Raw genomic sequence first — 18,820 nt, 5'->3', positions numbered from 1 at the left:
TAAAAAATTGTAAATCGGATGTTATGTACAAGATGCTAATAGTGGATGACCATCCTATTTTTAGGCAGGCCATCTCGGGGATTATATGTGATCGATTTGCTGGTTCGGTTTGTTTAGAAGCAGATTCGCTAGAGGCATCTCATCGTATTATCAAAGAAAACATGGACTTTGATTTGGTTTTATTGGACCTCAATATGCCATGCACTGCTGGCTTGAGTGGTTTATTAGAATTACGCAACGAATACCCCACCATACCAGTCGTTATAGTTTCTGCGGAAAGTGAGAAACAACAAATATTACAAACCATTTCATATGGTGCTGTGGGATTTATTTCGAAGTCTTCCAGTATAGATACCATTGCTGATTCTCTCGAATCTATTTTTAACGGTAATGTTTGTTTGCCATCCGATTTGATCCGCGCGCCTAATTCGGCACCAAGTAGCAAATCCAATAAAAGCTTTGAAATCTCACCTGAAAAAATGCAGTTACTCACTCGCAAAGAATTGATAGTACTCAAATACCTCAATCAAGGTGAAGCTAATAAACACATTGCTTATGAAATGAATATTTCAGAAACGACAGTGAAGTCACATGTGTCATCAATCTTAAAGAAACTCGGTGTCTCAAATCGGGTGAAAGTAGTCATAGGCAGTGCAAATATTGATTTTGATACCTATCTCAAACGCTAAGTAAATACTAACAAAGCGGGTCCCTGTTAATGACATTGCTAATCACGAATGCATTGCTGCATAATCATTCTTAGTTTGAGTGGTTTAACCGGTTTATTTAATAAGAAGATGTTGTTTTCTTTACATTGCTCTCTTAATTCTTGTTTATAGTTTGCTGAAATCATAATAGTGGGGATCGCTACAAGCCTGTTTTTATTGATTTGTTGTGCCACCATTATGCCGGTTTGATCATTATCCAAATGATAGTCAACCAGTAACAAATCACAATCATCATGTCGGAGGTCAGCTAACTCGCTTAATTCATCGTATGACCCAGCGGTGATCACCTCACAACCCCAACGAGTCATCAATAGGCGCATGGCATCACATATAGCCAGATCATTATCTACCATCCATACCTTAGCACCTAATATCTGACTGCTCAGTATGGCGCTTTGGTCTCTATTTGACACCATTGAAAGGTCTACTTTCTTTATTGGTAGTAAGATAGAAAAACAAGACCCTTTACCCAATTCCGATTTAACACTGATGCCGTGATCGAGCACTTTTGCCATTTTCTCAACAATCGCAAGACCCAAGCCCAAACTATGCTGTGCATGCACAGCGCCTTTTAAACGCTTAAACTCTTTGAATATTTCGTGTAAATTCTCTTGCGCAATACCATCCCCTGTATCCCAAACTTGAATTTCAATGTTATCTCCTCGACGCCGACAACCTAAGGTTACTTTTTTACCTTTAGCATACCTGATAGCGTTGGATAGGTAATTACGTAAAATTCTGGCCAATAACAGGCTATCTGACTCAACGTAAACAGAGGTCGGCACAAAACTGAAATCTATGAGGTGTAGTATAGATATTTTTTGATAGTCCCCCGATATATTTTCTAACAAAGAATTCAAGGCAAATATTTGTTTATCCGGATTGACTAAACCAGCGTCAAGTTTGGATATATCAACTAAGGTAACGATCAGGTTTTCCAGATCATTTAATGAATTTTTAATTGAATTGAGTATCGGCCTTTCAGTCAGTCCAAAGTCATGAAACAGCGACTCAGCAAATAGTTTTGCTGCATTCAAAGGTTGCAATAGATCATGACTAACTGCCGCTAAGAATTTGGATTTAGACTCATTCGCTAACTCAGCAGAACGAATGGCGTCAGATAGCCTAAGCTGGGCGGTTTTGCGACTTTCGACCTCTTGCTTCAAATCCAAAGTGCGCAACAGTACTCGCTCCTCAAGTTCTAAGTTTGCGCCCTGCAGGGCATGAGCAGCAAGAATTCGCTCTGTAATATTGTTAATCAACACAAAAAAACCGACCACTTCACCTTGCTCAGAGATATTGGGAACATATGATTTAAGCAAGTAACTTTCGACTCCATCGTGATTAAATTCACGACTCTCAAATGTCACCGTTTCGCCAGATAACACACGACTTATAAACACATCTAGCTGTTTATAATCATCGAATAAATGGGTTTCCTCCAACGCCTTGCCGATAAGTTCAGAGCCATCTTGCCCATACCATTTGTTATACACTTTGTTAGTAAACACAAATCGTTTTTTATTATTTACATAAGCAATCATTGCAGGAACATTATCAGTAATCGTGCGTAACCAGATTTCACTTTCTTTTAAAGACAATTCATATTGATGTTGTTCGGTAATATCTGCCAATGTAATAATACTTTTTCCATCCGCTAAAAAGTGCCGCCTCACGTCAATCACAGTGCCATTTGGTAACTCTTGAATGTGCACGTACTTGTTAGAATTAGTTAACAAGGATAGCTCCGTAATAGCCGTAAAATCCTGCAATTGACTGACTTCTTGGATGGTCTTCGTGCTTAGTTGACAAAAACGTTCAAACTGAAGATTCCAGACTTCCGGACTGTCATCTTCATTAATTAATAATACGCCTTGGGATAGATTATCAATCAGACTTTGCAATAAGGCATTTTTCTCAGCAATAGCGATTTCAAAACGTTGCGATTCAGCTTTTTTAATGTGAGTAATATCAGTAAATAATATGACCACACCGCCTTCTTGGGTCTTGCGCTCTTTAAGCTGATACCAACGATCGTTATTTAGATGGTAAACCGAACTTTGTTGATCATCGTCAGCCGTGATACTTAAAATAGTGCCTTTTAATTTACCTAACGATTTTAGTCTATTGTAATTAGATCCTTCTATTGGACTGAGTTCTGAATTTTTCCAGAAGCGTTCAAAATTAGAATTTTGAAAAATGATATTGCCGTCTTGGTCAAGTAACACGAAGCCATCGGTGATACTTTCGATTGCTTCGACAAATCGTTGTTTAAAAATATTAGCGGCTTTATTCGCTTGCGATAAGCTCTTATTGAGTCGCTGTAATTTTGATAGCGCATCATTAAGCTCTTGCGTTTTTTGATTGACTTGAACCGTCAGATTCACCGACCTTTCAAAGGATGAATAGGGTACGTCGTTAGTGGCCCCTTCCTCGACTCTGAAAATTAATGCGTCATTAATTTTCGTTAGTTTTTTATTTTCATTTTTTAAATAGTCAATCTCTTCATCCTTGGATGAAAACCTATTTAAGGCGTCATTATTCATAGGCTTCTTCACTAATGTACACACCGGTAAAGGTTTGATTTAAATGCAGTCCATTTATATGTTCGCCGTACGCGTTAAAACCCACCAGGTTAAACTCGGATTGAATAGCGTGGGTTTTGTCGATTACACCTTTACTAACGGACGCTATACGACGCAAGAAACAATCACAGCCCATCACCATATGCGGCGAACCGAGACTATTACGTATTGATTGTAATTTCTTGAGCAGTGGCATATTAATGTCAACTAAGGATACTTCATTTAAGACAATACCTTTATCGACTGCACAATAAAAAGATAAGCTGTAAAAGGCTTTGTTAACTCGTTGAATCGAGCGAATGTAATAATCCCTGCCTATTTTGACTGCCAGTGGATGCAGTGAAAATACTTCGGCATCCAATTCATCTACGCTGAGGCCCATCAATTCTGCATATACCGAAGCGGCCGGTTCACCATTAATTTCAAACACTTGGCGTGTTCTCGCATCAGCATCAGTGACCACTAACTTACTTCTACATTGATCAACATGGTTGACCGAAAATATAGAAAACTTTTGTTTGGTATTGATAAACATCACAATCGCTGCCGATGTTCGAAATTTACCATCATAAAATACGTGGGTCTTATTGCCATCCAGTCCAACGCCTGCCGAGCCGCCAAAGTGCGGAATACCATTGGTAAAGGTATCTAAGTTGGTCAAAAACACTTCTTCTTTGGCTGATAATCCATCCACTAAGGAAAAAATAAAGCTATTCGAATCAATGTGTGCCAGTGCCTTTTCAGCGATAGATTCACGTAGAGAATTAATTGTTTTTTGCGCGTCGAAAGTAGAGAACTCAGTCAGGTTTTCAATTAACGTAGATTGAATAGCAAAACAGCTATCATGAAAACCCACAGCAACAATGGTGTCGGTTTCATAGCCCGCACCATTGAATTCGCCAGCGGTTGTGCAGCCAACACATTCATTATCAGGAAAGTGTGAATTAATGGCGTCGGCTAATAAGCTCAAATCAAATGACGAAGCGCAATAGAAAATAATAGTGGTCATCAAAGATAAATCTAATTGAGCTTTAAGCTCACTACATGCTATTTGAGGGTCACTTGCAGAACTAATTGCACTCGTACTTATCATAAATAAATGTCCATATTTTAAATTGCTTTCTGTTGGCTTGAGTTGGTCAAGCGATTCCAAATAATTAGCTAAACACTGTATCAGAGTATGTCAATTCTACTCAACATTACTGACAAAAATGCTAGCCTCTTTGCCTAAGGGCCGCTTCCTTTTACCTTTATATTTATCAACCACACAAAGAGTCGGATTTTCAATGGTAACGACACATTCTAAACACTGTACGCATTCAGAATAATTGATCTCGCCGGTTTTCTCGATGGCATCAATCTCACACTTTTTGGTCTTACATAATTGACAGGGACTTCCACATTCCTTGCGGCGACGTAACATTTTTAGGATCGGGAATCGGCCAATAATCGCAAGACCGGCGCCAAGCGGACATAAATAACGGCAGTATACTTTATGTATTTTCATACTGAGTAACAATAGAAAGACGGCATACAGAACAAACGGCCACGTTCTAACAAATTGTAAGGTGATCGACGTTTTGAAAGGTTCAATTTCAGCAAGTTTCGACGCCAAATTTAGTGACACAAAGGAAGTACCAACTAGACCGACTAAAATGACGTATTTAATGGCTTGGCCAAATTTATGATGTTGCGGTTTTATTTTAACTTGTTTAATACGCAGTTTTTTAGCCAGCATGCCGGCGAATTCTTGCAAGGCACCAAACGGACATAACCAGCCGCAATATAATCCACGGCCAAAAATAAATAACGATATAAAGACAAAAACCCATAAAATGAAAAGCACGGGATCTAATAAAAACACTTCTATTTTAAAGTCATCATAGACGGCTAATAGTAGGGTAAATATATTAACAACGGATAATTGCCCTTGTGCATAAAAGCCAATAAAAAAGAGCACAAACAACAAAGACGCACCGCGTATTGCATGCGTTAATCGCGGGTGTTTTACCACCGATGTTTGCTTGATAAATAAGACCGTCAAACCAATCAAATATAAACATGTTATGCCAATAATCATCGTTCTATCTTGCCATATTCTTATCCATAACGGCGTAGGAGCAACCTCGATTGCGTCAGGATTTAGGATAAACATATCACTTGATAAATTCACACTGTAAGGAAATATGAACTGCTTAACATCAATAAAAGACGCATTATAGTTTATACCAAGTCCCACATTCATCGCTCGACTTAATTCAAAACCTGATTGAGATTTTAAACGCAATACATGGATGTCTCGATAATCAGGCATGGTGGTGATAAAGCTAGGTTTGTTATAACTGTAAAAGTCGATGTCCCTAATATCGGTTGGCAGTCCACTTTGGGTTAACGATAATCGGCTTGGCACTGTTTGTGGAATAAATTCATCACTGACGTAAGAGTAATCGCCATTGCTCAAGACCATAATGGCATGCTCACCGGGCTTAAGTTCTTCTTGTAGGCGCCCGAATTCGGCTTCACCCAGTAGATTTTTACCAATTATCGGCACACTAATAAATGCGATATACAATTCCACAAATTGTTCAGAATCTTGATCCACCGCTTTAATTGCTGATACCACTTTACTGGGTAAGGTGGTATCTGACAGTAGGGTTTCTCTGGCTATTTTCCAAGAGCTGATTAACTGTCTGTCAACTAACTCAGCAAACGTCAACGTAGCAAAGTAATCTGGTTTAAGCATCATATTGCTCGGGGCAATGAAACCATCGAGTTTTGCTCGCGCTACTTTCAACGCAGAAGTAATAATGGTGTCATTCACCACTAATACCGACACAGTGGCTTTTGTCACACCATCAAAATAAGTAGTATTAGGCGCACTTCGATCGCGACTATTAATAATGTAGCGCTCTTTAATTGAATGATTTTTGTACTGTGCTACAAACTCTAGTAAGGGAACGCCTCCTAAGCCATAGATAAAGATTGGTTCATTATGCTCCAGTATAGATAAACCAACCATCACGCCTTTGGGGTCTATGCCAATTAAAATATTAATTGGGTCGCCTGAAAAACCGATGAAATTGGTAAAATCATTGGTCTCAAAGATATAACCCAATAATTGATTAAGTTGATACACAGGTAAAACAGGTACGTCAATCTCGGGTGGGCCAATGCGAGTTGCGGTTGGAAAGATTTCTACTATTTGTTGTGGAATGTCGGTTACGTCACCTGGTTTTGCAGCTGTGGTGAAGCTAATAAAAAAGATTAATATCGATATACATAAACCGAGGTATGTTGTTTTTATGTACATAGATATAAACCTTTTAGCCAAAACGTGTCAAAAAGTTACAGCATTATATAATGACAATGCGCAGATATTCACAATGATGGAGGCATCACGCCGCCATCATTGCACAGCATATCAATGCTTAGAAGAAACCCAATGGGTTAATATCATAGCTTACCAACAAGTTTTTAGTCTGCTGATAATGATCGAGCATCATCTTGTGGTTTTCACGACCAATTCCCGATTTCTTGTAGCCGCCAAATGCAGCATGCGCTGGATATAAGTGATAGCAGTTGGTCCACACTCGACCGGCCTGAATACTACGGCCCATTCGATACGAACGATTCATATCACGCGTCCATAGACCGGCGCCAAGACCAAATTGAGTGTCATTGGCAATCTGCAACGCTTCTTCTTCAGTCTTAAAAGTAGTCACCCCTATTACCGGACCAAAAATCTCTTCTTGGAAAACACGCATGGAGTTTTTACCCAGAAGAATAGTTGGCTGAATATAATAGCCTGAATCTAACTCATTACTAATACGCTCTTTTTCGCCACCAATGACAACGTTGGCGCCCTCTTTACGACCAATATCAATGTAGCTAAGTACTTTTTCGTATTGTTGACTTGACGCTTGTGCGCCAACCATTGTGTCGGTATCTAGTGGATTACCACGAACAATTGCTTTGGTTTTGGCTATAACGCGCTCCATAAAGGCGTCATAGATGCTTTCTTGAATTAAAGCACGTGATGGACAAGTACACACTTCACCTTGGTTAAAGAAACCTAGAACAAATCCCTCAGCACACTTATCAATAAACGCATCTTCCTGATCCATGATGTCTTCAAAGAAGATATTCGGTGATTTACCGCCAAGTTCTACTGATGAAGGAATTAGGTTCTCTGCAGCACATTTTAAAATATGTTCACCGACAGGTGTCGAACCCGTAAATGCAATTTTAGCAATTCGTTTTGATGTGGCTAGCGCTTCACCTGCTTCTTTACCAAATCCATTAACGACGTTAAGGACACCGGCTGGTAAAATATCTTGGATTAACTCAAGCATAACTAAAATACTAACGGGCGTTTGCTCAGCTGGTTTTAATATGATGCAGTTACCGGCAGCTAGTGCAGGTGCTAATTTCCACGCAGCCATCAATAGCGGGAAATTCCATGGAATGATTTGGCCAACCACACCCAGTGGTTCATGGAAGTGATAAGCAACTGTGTGCTCATCAATGTCGGACATAGTACCCTCTTGAGCTCGGATACTGCCCGCGAAGTAACGAAAGTGGTCAACAAATAAAGGCAAATCGGCATTTAGCGTTTCACGTACTGGCTTGCCGTTGTCCCACGTTTCTGCTATCGCCAGTAATTCAATATTTGCTTCAATACGGTCAGCGATTTTAAGTAACATGTTTGAACGCTCGGTTACCGACGTTCGTCCCCAACTATCGCGCGCTGCATGTGCTGCATCTAATGCTAGCTCAATATCTTCAGCAGTAGAACGTGGAATTTCACAAATGGTACTGCCGTTGACAGGTGAGGTGTTGGTGAAATATTCACCTTTGACAGGTTCTACCCATTTGCCGCCGATAAAGTTAGCGTATTTTGCTTTAAACGTGAGTAAGGAGCCTGCACTCCCTGGATTTGCATAGATCATAAGTGCCTCGGTTGTATCGTTGAATATAGGTAGTTGTTAGCTGATGCAAACTGCCCATAAGTGCTGATAGAAATCTGCATCAATAACAATTAAAGAATAAAGTATCATTAATAAGGTTGCGCTCATTTGAAGTTTAGCGCTATGACTCGTTGGATTTAAAAACTTCCTACTTTGGTATGATCTTTTGATAAATATATAAATGGCGTCTGGTCGACTGTGCACTTTAAAAAGCGCTTTCATTTAAATAAAAAACCCCAGTAAAATCATAATTTTACTGGGGTTTTTAGTGTGCTTTTAGCTATATTAGTTCTTTGCTATCGAAGAAACCTCTGCGTATTTTTTCGGTAACTTAAATGTCCAAACACTGCCACCTTGGTTTAAGTCCTTGATGCGTTTAGCGACTTCGCCACCCCATAGAGGAACCGCACCACCCCAACCAGATAAAACAGAGATGTATTGCTCACCATCCATTTCCCAAGTTACAGGTGAACCGACGATGCCCGAACCGGTGTTAAACTTATATAGTTGTTCACCCGTCTTAGCATTGAAAGCTAACAAATACCCTTCAGGATTACCTGTAAATACTAAGTTACCTGCCGTCGCTAAGACGCCACCCCATAGCGGCGCATAATTATTGTAGCGCCATACTGTCTCGCCGGTTTTCGGGTCAATAGCACGTAGTACGCCGATATACTCTTCATTTAAAGACTGTATAGTGAAGCCGGCACCTAAGTAAGCAGCGCCCTTTTTATAAGCGACTGGCTCATTCCATATTTCCATTTCCCACTCGTTCGAAGGCACGTAAAACAAACCTGTATCTTGGCTATATGCCATCGGCTGCCAATTTTTACCACCTAAGAATGATGGAGCGGTCATAACTGAAGAGCCTTTATTGCCATCAGCCGATGCCATTGGGTTACCTGGACGATGAGCTTCGTCATAGATTGGTTTACCATTGACGTCTAAGCCTTTAGCCCACGTAATTTTGTCTACGAATGGAAAGCCACGAATAAAGTCGCCATTCTCGCGATTTAAGACATAAAAGAAACCATTACGGTCTGCTGTTGCTGCCGCTTTAATTGTTTTACCTTTATCGTCATAGTCAAAAGAAATGACTTCGTTAACACCATCATAATCCCAGCCATCATTCGGTGTGGTTTGGAAATGCCATACAATTTCGCCTGTATCTGGATTAATTGCTAAGCGTGATGATGAGAAATAATTATCACCGGGGCGTAAATGTGAGTTCCACGGTGAAGGGTTACCCGTGCCAAAGAATAACAAATCGGTATCGACGTCGTAGGTGCCGCCTAACCAAGGAGCCGCACCACCTGTTTTCCATAAGTCAGCAGGCCAAGTTTTGCCTGGTGCACCACCAGAAATGCCGTTTTCTAATTTCTTACCATCTTTGACTAAATAGCCCATATGACCTTCAACTGTCGGACGTTCCCACACTAGGTCGCCGTTAGTTGCATTGTAAGCGCGTACTTTACCGACAACACCGAATTCACCACCTGCAATACCGGTAATAACGTTGCCTTTGACTATAATCGGTGCTGCAGAAATAGAGTATCCGGCCTTATAATCTTCAACGGTCTTTTTCCAGACCACTTTTCCCGTGTCTTTATTTAACGCGACTAGTTTAGCGTCTAGCGTACCGAAGATAACCAGATCACCATACAAAGCAACACCACGGTTAATAACATCGCAGCAAGGCATAATGCCATCTGGCAAACGTGCGTCGTACTGCCATAATTCATCACCTGTTCGAGCGTCAATAGCGAAAACGCGCGAATAAGAACCAGTAACAAACATAACCCCATTTTTGATCATGGGTTGTGATTCTTGGCCACGTTGTTTTTCACCACCGAGTGAGAATGACCACACCGGTCGAATATCTTCAACAGTCGACGTGTTAATCGTTTCAAGCGTGCTATAACGCTGACCTTTTAAACCCATTCCACTTGTAACAACCTGATCAGTTGATAGATGATCCTGCGAAATATCTTCGTCAGTGACTTGAGCATGTGCTGTATTAGCAAACGCCAAGGACACTAACACAGACAATGAAAGGGCCTTCACTTTACCGTTTTTTAACATTTTCATTTCCTCGTGAAATTACAATCGGTGTTTGTTGCACCGTGTTACTGGTTATCGTGGCATACCCTTATCAAAGTATGTCGATACTAAGTTATTCATAATACTAAAGGTCTTATAAACGCAAGCCTATCAGACCCTCGAGTGAATTCTTTCATCCATTAGGATGAGACTTATTACATATAATAAGCTGGCTGTTCGTAAGTGGAGTGATGTGTCTTAAATATATCAGCCATTGTCTGATCCTTAATCATGGCGGTAATTATGTCGCCTAACTCGTAAGCTAGCGCTCTATAATCATTATGCACCGCGAGCCCAATATCCCATTTTTGTTTTCCTATCAAAGGAAATGCATTTTCAGCGAGTTGATACTGGACCTGATTTAAAGTGTGATGCAGGGCCGTGATTTGTGAGCGTAATCCCATAACCGCATCTACCTCACCTGCTTGCATGCCTCCCACCGCTGCAACAATAGTAGGAAACTGGTGAGTGTTTTTACTCATACTGCCACGAAACGCTGAAATGAGATAAAACTGTGGAATAGAATCTACTTCAACACCCACTGGATGATATTGAAAAACAGCCATTGTGGACACTTCCTCAATCTTCTGTTTATTGAATACAATCTTCCATGTTTCAGTATGATAGGGTGCAAACATGTGAACGAGTTCATGCACTAGCAAGCCAACATCGTCACGCTTTTGTGAATAAACCTTGTCATAAGGAACACGCATCATGACGTCAGCTTTAGTTTTATCCAAAAAATGGCCTTTCCATATACTATTTCTTAAATCATCTTCTGTGGTTTCACCCGCTGTAATCCATTTTAGGCGTAACTCAACTTGTAGCGTTTTAGCAATGTGTCGTGCAATATCAATATCAATTCCAACGGCCACGCCGTCTACTTGCGCAGAAAAGGGGGCATAATCTCTGTACACCGCAATCACTATTTCCTTCGCTTCAATGATATCCTCTAGTGAGCTGGCTTGCACTTTGCAGCACAAAACCGTGATTACCACATATAAACAAGCTACTATTTTACTCATTGGCAGTAAGAGACTCCACATATGAGCGCACCGCCCATAGAGCTTCTTGGTTTAAGTGCTCATTCATCTTCGGCATATACACAGCGCCATTGCGCACGGCACCGTTTACTACCCGTTCGATATACCACTCATCGCCGTCAAAGTCGGCCACCAACTCACGCAAGTCAGGTGCAATACCACCGCTGATCGCTTGCAAGCCATGACAACGTGCACAATTTTGCGCGTAGGCTGACTCACCGACACGAATGATTTCAACTTTGACCTCGCCTCCGAGCTCACGATAAGGATTGGTATCAACCCATTCTTCGCCTAATGTAGGCAACGTTGATGTATCGATTGATTGCGGTGTTACGGCACCATGCGCCAGAACAGCGGCGGAAAAGACCAATGCGGTAGCCATAGTACTCAGCGTTAATATTAGTTTCATAAGGAAAAATTCTCGGTTCATTAAAAAGTAGACTGAGTGTAAAACTTAACAAATTTAATGGCCTCGACGAACGCTACTTTAGCCTAACCGTCCCCCCTCCTTTAGTATGAGATTACATATTTTTTAAGGCAAATGGCTTTTATTTTGTTACAAAGAGGGATTGATGTTTAACTTTCGGTACCGCATGAGATATATTTTGTCTGGATTCGTTGCTGCGTGCTTGGCATTTGATGTCATGGCCAGTCAATTGTCTGTTCCCATAACTTACATATCCAACCGTGTAGAGCCGAGTTATGCAATTAACGATTTATTAGTTAGGCCCGAAAATGCTGGCATAGCGGGAGCCGAATTGGGTATTGCTGATAGTAATACGACCGGAAAGTTCCTAGACCAGCGGTTTGTTTTTCTAAGCATTGATTTGGCCAAGCAAAAAAATAGTAAGATTAATTGGTCGGAAATTCTTCCTGCGCCCACTTTGCTACTGGTTGATCTGGATACTGAAACCTTATTTGAATTACTAGCATATAATAGCGGTCTCGTAGCGCCACATTTAATCATTAATGTCAGTGCGCACAGTAACGTGTTGCGGCAAACAATCTGTTCTGAGTATGTCTTTCATACCGCACCTAGTTATGCACAAATTACCGATGCCTTAGGACAGTGGTTACTGGTTAAAAGACTGGATAATATCTTTTTGATTGATGGCGACACCCCGCAAGACACGGAATGGCTTGAATCCTTCAAACGCACTGCCAAACGCTATAAACTGACCATTAGTACAGAAAAAAAATGGTCATTCAACAGTGACTTGCGCCGCACTGTAGGGCAGGAGATCCCACTATTTACGCAAACGGCGCGACCATATGATGTGGTTGTCGTAGCCGACACACATCAACGTTTTGGACAATATATACCTTTTAATACATATTATCCGCGTCCCGTTGTCGGTTCGGCCGGTTTAGTCGCCAATACATGGCACCCCAGCATCGAACAATGGGGCGCCAAACAATTACAGCATCGTTTCATGACCCTGCATGACCGTTACATGCAGCATCATGATTATGACAGCTACGTTGCGATCCGCGCCATTGCGTATGCCGTTCAGCAAACAACGTCAATTGATCCCTCAGTATTGAGTTCTTTCTTACGCGGTGACAAATTTCAATTAGCCGCATACAAAGGCAGAAAACTGACATTCCGTAATTATAATGGTCAACTAAGAATGCCAATTGAACTAACTCATCCACTTGGGCTGGTATCACGTTCGCCGCAAGTTGGATTTATGCATCCCTTATCAGAGCTCGATACACTGGGTTTTGATAAAAGTGAGGTGTGTCAGTAATATGTATGAAAGATGTGTACATATCGCGTCTATAAAAAGCGTCTATAAAAAGCGCTTATAAAAAAAGGAAAACTATGCGACCTTCGATATTATTTCGGCCCAGTACTAAAGGTTTATTGCTTGCTATAGTGCTGACAACTGGCTTCATTTCAACGCTCAGCGCGTCTACCGAGTTAGCTTATGTCACAAATGAAAAAGACAACTCTATTTCGGTTGTGGAGTTAGATACGTTCACGGTAATAAGGACCATTCCAGTCGGAGACCGGCCTCGCGGTTTCATCTTTAATCATGACCAATCATTGGCTTATATCTGCGCCAGTGATTCAGATCGTATTCAAATATTAGATGTTGCGACCGATAAAATAGTGGGTGAACTACCCTCAGGTGAAGATCCAGAAACCATTGCATTACACCCAAATGGGACGACCATTTATACCGCAAATGAAGACGATGCATTGCTCACGGTAATCGATATACCCACGGCACAAGTCATTAGTCAGATTGATGTAGGCGTCGAGCCAGAGGGATTAGCCGTCAGTCCAGATGGCAGCAAACTAGTAGTCACCTCAGAAACCACTAACATGGTGCATTGGATAGATACTGCCACAAATACTAATTATGCTAATAGCTTAGTAGGTGCACGACCTCGTTCAGCAGTATTTACCCAAGATAACCAACAACTTTGGGTTTCCTCCGAAATCGGTGGACAAGTAACCGTGTTTAACGTTGCTGACCAGTCGGTCAAACATGAAATTACCTTCGCCGTAAAGGGGATCCATAAAGACCGAGTGCAACCTGTCGGTATTGTATTAATGAAATCCAAACCCTTAGCCTTTGTTGCATTAGGACCAAGTAATCATGTGGCCGTTATTGACACTAATACCATGCAAGTATTGGAGTACTTATTAGTCGGACGCCGAGTTTGGCAGTTAGCATTTAATCAAGATGAGTCACTGTTGCTCACAACCAATGGCATCAGTGGCGACATCAGTATTATTGATACGGACAAGCTAAAGACGATCAAATCTGTCAAGGTTGGTCGCTATCCATGGGGCATTAGCGTGAAGTATTTATAATGAGTATTGTTATTAATAATATTGATTTTATGTATCGTAATAAACGCGCATTAGCCGACTTGTCGTGTACTCTGGCACCCGGGTTTAACGTGCTATTAGGGCCAAATGGTGCAGGTAAAAGTACCCTTCTGAATTTGTTGACCGCACAACGACCAATGCAACGCGGCAATATTCATTTTGATGGTGTGGATATACAAAAAACGCCGCGCCAGATAATGCAACAACTAGGCGTTGTCTTTCAACAGACCACCCTCGACTTGGATTTGTCTGTATTCCAAAACCTCACCTATTTTGGCGCCTTACACGGAATAAAGGCCCGCGTTGTGCTTGAACGAATTACGCCGGTGTTAACTCAACTAGGCCTGATTGAACGTTTACATGACACCGTTCGCGACTTAAACGAAGGGCATCGTCGACGAGTTGAAATTGCGAGATGTATGATCCATCAACCCCGCTATTTATTACTAGATGAAGCTACCGTAGGCTTAGATGTAGATAGTCGCAAACTAATTATAGAACATATACGTCTGCTTGCTCAGCAACAAGCGATGACTATTTTGTGGACCACACATTTACTCGATGAAGTGCAAGAGGACGATCCCTTGTACATTCTTAATCACGGACAATTAATTGCTCAAGGTAAGTGCGAAGCATTGTTGAGTGAGCATCAACAAGACTCTGTATTTGACTTGTATCGCTGGTTAACTCAACCACAAGGACTGGTTTAATGTCGATTTATATGACTTGTTTTTGGGCTATATTAAAGCGTGAAATATTGCGTTTTTTTCATCAACGTTCGCGTTTATTTAGTGCTTTGGTGCGCCCCCTATTATGGTTAGTTGTTTTTGCTGCCGGGTTTCGTAGCGCACTAGGTATATCAATCATGCCGCCATATGAAAGTTACATCTTGTACCAGGAATACATCGTACCCGGACTGTGCGCCATGATTATCTTATTTAACTCAATGCAAACCTCCCTATCCATGGTTTATGACCGTGAAATGGGCAGTATGAAAGTGTTATTAATGAGTCCCATTTCACGCAGTTTCTTATTGTTTTGTAAGCTCATTGCCGCCGCGTGTTTGTCTTTATTACAAGTAGTCATCTTTTTATTACTGGCTAATTTAGTTGATGTTGACATTCCATGGTGGGGTTTTATTTATGCGATACCGAGTATTTTTCTGAGTGCCTTCTTTCTAGGTGCATTGGGCTTAATGTTGTCTAACTTTATAAAACAACTAGAAAACTTTGCTGGAGTGATGAACTTTGTCATATTCCCAATGTTTTTTCTCTCAAGTGCATTATATCCATTGTGGAAAATGCAAGAATCGAGTTTGTGGTTATATTGGATTTGCCAGTATAACCCCTTCACATACTGTGTTGAGATGATACGTTTTGCGTTATATGGGCAAACGAATATAAGCGCAAGTATCATTATTATCAGTTGCGTGATTGTCAGTGGGAGTCTTGCGGTTGCTAGCTTCAAACCAAGGAAGATATAAATGGCTATATCGTAATTAGTCAATAATTTTGTGCTAACTTAGTGACACCATCAGGTGATTGTGGAAATATAGTAACGTCGTGTTGATAAGGATAAACAATGAAGTCGTTCGTATTTTCTAGTACCAAGTCCATCATTAGTGAAATAGGTGTTATCTCAACAATTGCTGAACTATGTCATTCGCTGAATATCTTGCGACCTCTCATAGTGACCGACCAAGGCATTATTGATAACGACTTAATAGCACCTGTGATAAACGCATTTAATAATGCTCAAATGCAATATTGGTGCTTTGACAAAGTGGTTGCCGATCCGCCGGAAGCAATTGTGGTCGAGGCTGTAAAATACGCAAAACAGTCAAAAATAGATGGTGTTATTGGCCTCGGTGGCGGCAGCTCACTGGATACTGCAAAACTAGTTGCGTTGTTAGCTAATTCAGATGAGAGCATTGCCGACATCTACGGCATCGACAATATTAAAGCCAAACGATTTCCCTTAATACTTATTCCAACTACCGCCGGCACAGGTTCAGAAGTAACCCCGATCTCAATTGTAACCACCGGTGCAACAACTAAAACAGGGGTTGTGTCAGCCGAGCTTTTACCCGACATAGCATTATTAGATGCCAGCCTAACAATCAGCCTACCACCGCACATAACAGCTGCCACTGGTATCGATGCAATGGTGCATGCTATCGAAGCGTTCACCAGCGCGATCAAAAAAAATCCATTGTCCGATATGTTGGCAAAAAGCGCGCTTGAATTACTTTCTAAAAATATTGTTGAAGCAACGTTTAATGGCGAAAATCTAGAAGTTCGTCAGGCCATGCTGCTAGGTTCGTGTTTGGCTGGACAAGCATTTGCGAATGCACCTGTCGGCGCTGTGCACGCAATGGCATATCCGCTAGGCGGCCAATTCCATATTGCGCATGGCCTAAGTAATGCGTTGGTTTTACCTCATGTCATGACCTTTAACAAAAGCCATTGTGCTGATTTATATGCTGAACTCGCAACACATATTATGCCTGACAGTGGCAATGATAATGATAATGATGGTAATAGTAGCCTACAGACTGCCGAGCACCTCATTCACTTCTTGCACGAATTAATAGCCAAACTACAATTGCCCCAGTCATTGGCCGAATTAGGTATTCAAGAAAAACACATTGATCCACTGGCAAACGATGCGCTGGCGCAGACGCGCCTTCTCATTAATAATCCAAAAACCGTTTCGCTTGAAGACGCCAAACAAATTTACCTCAATGCACTCACCGGAAAACGTAATGGCTAACCAATACCTAACTGATTTTGCCTACCACCTGCCTATTGCCACAAGGTGGATGGACAATGATATTTACGGCCACGTGAATAACGTACATTATTATTCCTATTTTGATACGGTTATAAATCAATTTTTAATTGAAAAAGCGGATTTTGACCCTGGGACTAACAGTCAAATTGGTTTTATGGTGAGGTCGAGCTGTGAATACCTAAGCCCAGTGTCTTTTCCGCAAAAGCTCACCGGGGCTTTTAGAGTTGAACGCGTAGGCAGCAGTTCTGTAGATTACGCTGTTGGCATATTTAACCAAGATAATATTCTCTCTGCTATCGGCTATTTAACCCATGTTTTCGTTGACCGTCACACCCATAAACCAACGCCAATAGCAGGAAGGTTGCTTCAGGCTATAAACTCAGCCATGAGTGTTAAATAGTAAGTAAACGCCCTCAAAAACCTCATCTTGTGACCGAAATCCACCTGCAATTTTACCTCTATACAATTGAGTTATGCTGTAATGATGTTGGTAAATCTGATGAATAGTCTGGCTCGTGACGCTAAATGGGGGGCCCGCAAACAGTGCCTGATCGTAATCATAAGTAAGCAAAAACTGCTTGTTGGTATTGCTTATCATGCGTAAATGTTCGCTGTATTTATGTCGAAGTGGCTCCGGTAGCGCGACTAAGGCCCCCCTATCAAAAACGCCATCAATATCGCCGACGTCACTTGCTGTTAAGGAAAAAAAGTCACCAACATAAACAATCAAATTGTCGGCAGAGTAGCGTAATAATGGCCCGTGCGATTCAATTAGGGGGTCAACACCTAACTCTGCAAATAAGGCTTGCACGGCGCTTTCATTTAGTTCAATCGCAACAATCGCGTAACCTTTTGATAAAAACCAGCCTATATCTTTTGTTTTTCCACACAAGGGTACAAATACACGCGCTTTATCTGGTAATTGCCAATGCTCAAAGTATTCTTTTAATAAAGTATTACCCTCGCTTTCGTGAAAGCCTATTTCATTTTTTTGCCAACGACGATGCCAAAAATCAAGTTCCATTTAGTGATGCCTTTTCATTTTTTATTCTTAAAAGTAGTTTTTAATATTGTTTTTAGTAAGCCCTTTGTGTGTCTAATTAAACACTTATTTGAACCTTCAGTACCTTAACCTTAGCATGACTGAATGCGATTAATTCAGGATAAAAACTCAAAAATCTGCGGTGTAATTCATTTTCATTTTGTTGAATAAACTGTGTCGCTTCGTGCGCAAATATGACTCTATTACTTAAACGCTTTTCAATATGCAAGAATGAACGTTCACAGCTTTCAGCATACCGATAATCAGACAACCAACGATAGCGTAATAAGCCTAGGCGAACTTGTTCAAATCGGTCACCAATATTATCTGGGTACGCTTGAACTTCATCATAAAAATGCGCCAGTAATTTATCTAATTCACGTTCGCTGAAACGAGCCCAATTCGCACACAACAAATGGTCAAAATAAATATCAATGACCACCCCTGACATACGCCGAATCGATTTTGGAAACAAACGCCTGAGTGCTTTCACTTGGGCATGACTATCAGTAAAGCTGTCAATTTTGCGGTGTAGTCGAACACCCAACTGATGCTCATTATTCAGATGCGAGAGGTCGCTAGCTTTTACAAAATCACCAAAAAAATTTCCTAACATACTCGTGTCTGTGATGTGAGCGAGATGAATATGCGCTAAATAATTCATACTTCAATGAGCCCCTAAAAACCAAATGCAAAAAAATAAACTGCAAATAAACC

16 protein-coding genes are annotated in these 18,820 nt (G+C 41.0%); 7 read left to right on the top strand and 9 right to left on the bottom strand.

Annotated features, from left to right (window positions below; translation table 11 throughout):
• Positions 1-23: 23 nt before the first annotated feature.
• The gene (locus tag G399_RS0101755) at positions 24-689 is read left to right on the top strand and encodes a response regulator transcription factor (RefSeq protein ID WP_026843357.1); all 666 of its coding nucleotides are present in this window, start codon (positions 24-26) and stop codon (positions 687-689) included.
• A gap of 38 nt (positions 690-727) precedes the next feature.
• On the opposite strand, the gene G399_RS0101750 is transcribed toward G399_RS0101755, so the two are convergent.
• From G399_RS0101750 to pedF, 7 genes are all read right to left on the bottom strand, one after another.
• A complete protein-coding gene (locus tag G399_RS0101750; RefSeq protein ID WP_006014099.1) occupies positions 728-3,274 on the bottom strand; it encodes a hybrid sensor histidine kinase/response regulator in 2,547 nt (848 codons plus the stop codon).
• On the bottom strand, positions 3,267-4,406 hold the full coding sequence (gene nosP / locus G399_RS0101745) for a nitric oxide-sensing protein NosP (protein ID WP_006014098.1): 1,140 nt from the start codon (positions 4,404-4,406) through the stop codon (positions 3,267-3,269). The genes G399_RS0101750 and nosP overlap by 8 nt, the downstream gene beginning before the upstream one ends.
• A 96-nt stretch (positions 4,407-4,502) precedes the next feature.
• The gene (locus G399_RS0101740) at positions 4,503-6,623 is read right to left on the bottom strand and encodes a 4Fe-4S binding protein (RefSeq protein ID WP_006014096.1); all 2,121 of its coding nucleotides are present in this window, start codon (positions 6,621-6,623) and stop codon (positions 4,503-4,505) included.
• A gap of 118 nt (positions 6,624-6,741) precedes the next feature.
• Positions 6,742-8,262, bottom strand: a complete 1,521-nt coding sequence (gene exaC / locus G399_RS0101735) for an acetaldehyde dehydrogenase ExaC (protein WP_006014094.1) — start codon at positions 8,260-8,262, stop codon at positions 6,742-6,744.
• A gap of 303 nt (positions 8,263-8,565) precedes the next feature.
• A complete protein-coding gene (locus G399_RS0101730) occupies positions 8,566-10,362 on the bottom strand; it encodes a PQQ-dependent methanol/ethanol family dehydrogenase (RefSeq protein WP_006014092.1) in 1,797 nt (598 codons plus the stop codon).
• A 173-nt stretch (positions 10,363-10,535) separates the two neighbouring features.
• The gene (locus G399_RS0101725; protein WP_034895822.1) at positions 10,536-11,405 is read right to left on the bottom strand and encodes a substrate-binding periplasmic protein; all 870 of its coding nucleotides are present in this window, start codon (positions 11,403-11,405) and stop codon (positions 10,536-10,538) included.
• Positions 11,398-11,832, bottom strand: coding sequence for a cytochrome c-550 PedF (gene pedF / locus G399_RS0101720; RefSeq protein ID WP_006014089.1), 435 nt, complete (start codon positions 11,830-11,832; stop codon positions 11,398-11,400). Before pedF ends, G399_RS0101725 begins: the two co-directional genes overlap by 8 nt.
• A gap of 163 nt (positions 11,833-11,995) precedes the next feature.
• On the opposite strand from pedF, the gene G399_RS0101715 reads away from it, so the two are divergent.
• The 6 genes from G399_RS0101715 (at position 11,996) to G399_RS0101690 (ending at position 17,461) form a co-directional block, all read left to right on the top strand.
• Positions 11,996-13,174, top strand: coding sequence for a type 1 periplasmic-binding domain-containing protein (locus tag G399_RS0101715; RefSeq protein WP_148277465.1), 1,179 nt, complete (start codon positions 11,996-11,998; stop codon positions 13,172-13,174).
• Between the two features lie 74 nt (positions 13,175-13,248).
• On the top strand, positions 13,249-14,250 hold the full coding sequence (locus G399_RS0101710) for a PQQ-dependent catabolism-associated beta-propeller protein (RefSeq protein WP_006014086.1): 1,002 nt from the start codon (positions 13,249-13,251) through the stop codon (positions 14,248-14,250).
• Positions 14,250-14,978: an ATP-binding cassette domain-containing protein gene (locus tag G399_RS0101705; protein WP_006014084.1), complete on the top strand. Its 729-nt coding sequence runs from the start codon at positions 14,250-14,252 to the stop codon at positions 14,976-14,978. Before G399_RS0101710 ends, G399_RS0101705 begins: the two co-directional genes overlap by 1 nt.
• Positions 14,978-15,751 (top strand): ABC transporter permease, encoded by a 774-nt coding sequence (locus G399_RS0101700; protein ID WP_006014082.1) that lies wholly within the window; start codon positions 14,978-14,980, stop codon positions 15,749-15,751. The genes G399_RS0101705 and G399_RS0101700 overlap by 1 nt, the downstream gene beginning before the upstream one ends.
• A gap of 98 nt (positions 15,752-15,849) precedes the next feature.
• Complete coding sequence (locus tag G399_RS0101695) at positions 15,850-17,040, top strand: iron-containing alcohol dehydrogenase (RefSeq protein WP_006014078.1); 1,191 nt, start codon at positions 15,850-15,852, stop codon at positions 17,038-17,040.
• A complete protein-coding gene (locus G399_RS0101690) occupies positions 17,033-17,461 on the top strand; it encodes an acyl-CoA thioesterase (RefSeq protein WP_006014077.1) in 429 nt (142 codons plus the stop codon). The genes G399_RS0101695 and G399_RS0101690 overlap by 8 nt, the downstream gene beginning before the upstream one ends.
• Here G399_RS0101690 and tmpT read toward each other — a convergent pair.
• Together tmpT and G399_RS0101680 are read right to left on the bottom strand one after the other, a co-directional pair.
• The gene (gene tmpT / locus G399_RS0101685; protein ID WP_006014076.1) at positions 17,441-18,085 is read right to left on the bottom strand and encodes a thiopurine S-methyltransferase; all 645 of its coding nucleotides are present in this window, start codon (positions 18,083-18,085) and stop codon (positions 17,441-17,443) included. The genes G399_RS0101690 and tmpT overlap by 21 nt on opposite strands.
• Positions 18,086-18,161: 76 nt before the next feature.
• Positions 18,162-18,767 carry an acyl carrier protein phosphodiesterase gene (locus G399_RS0101680; protein ID WP_006014075.1) on the bottom strand — a complete coding sequence of 202 codons (606 nt, stop codon included), beginning with the start codon at positions 18,765-18,767 and terminating at the stop codon, positions 18,162-18,164.
• Positions 18,768-18,820: the final 53 nt, after the last annotated feature.

It is taken from the genome of Brumicola pallidula DSM 14239 = ACAM 615 (assembly GCF_000428905.1).
In the GTDB taxonomy this organism is placed as follows: Bacteria; Pseudomonadota; Gammaproteobacteria; order Enterobacterales; family Alteromonadaceae; genus Glaciecola; species Glaciecola pallidula.
Note: the sequence above shows the minus strand (reverse complement) of the source record. Positions and strands in the feature narration are given on the sequence as shown.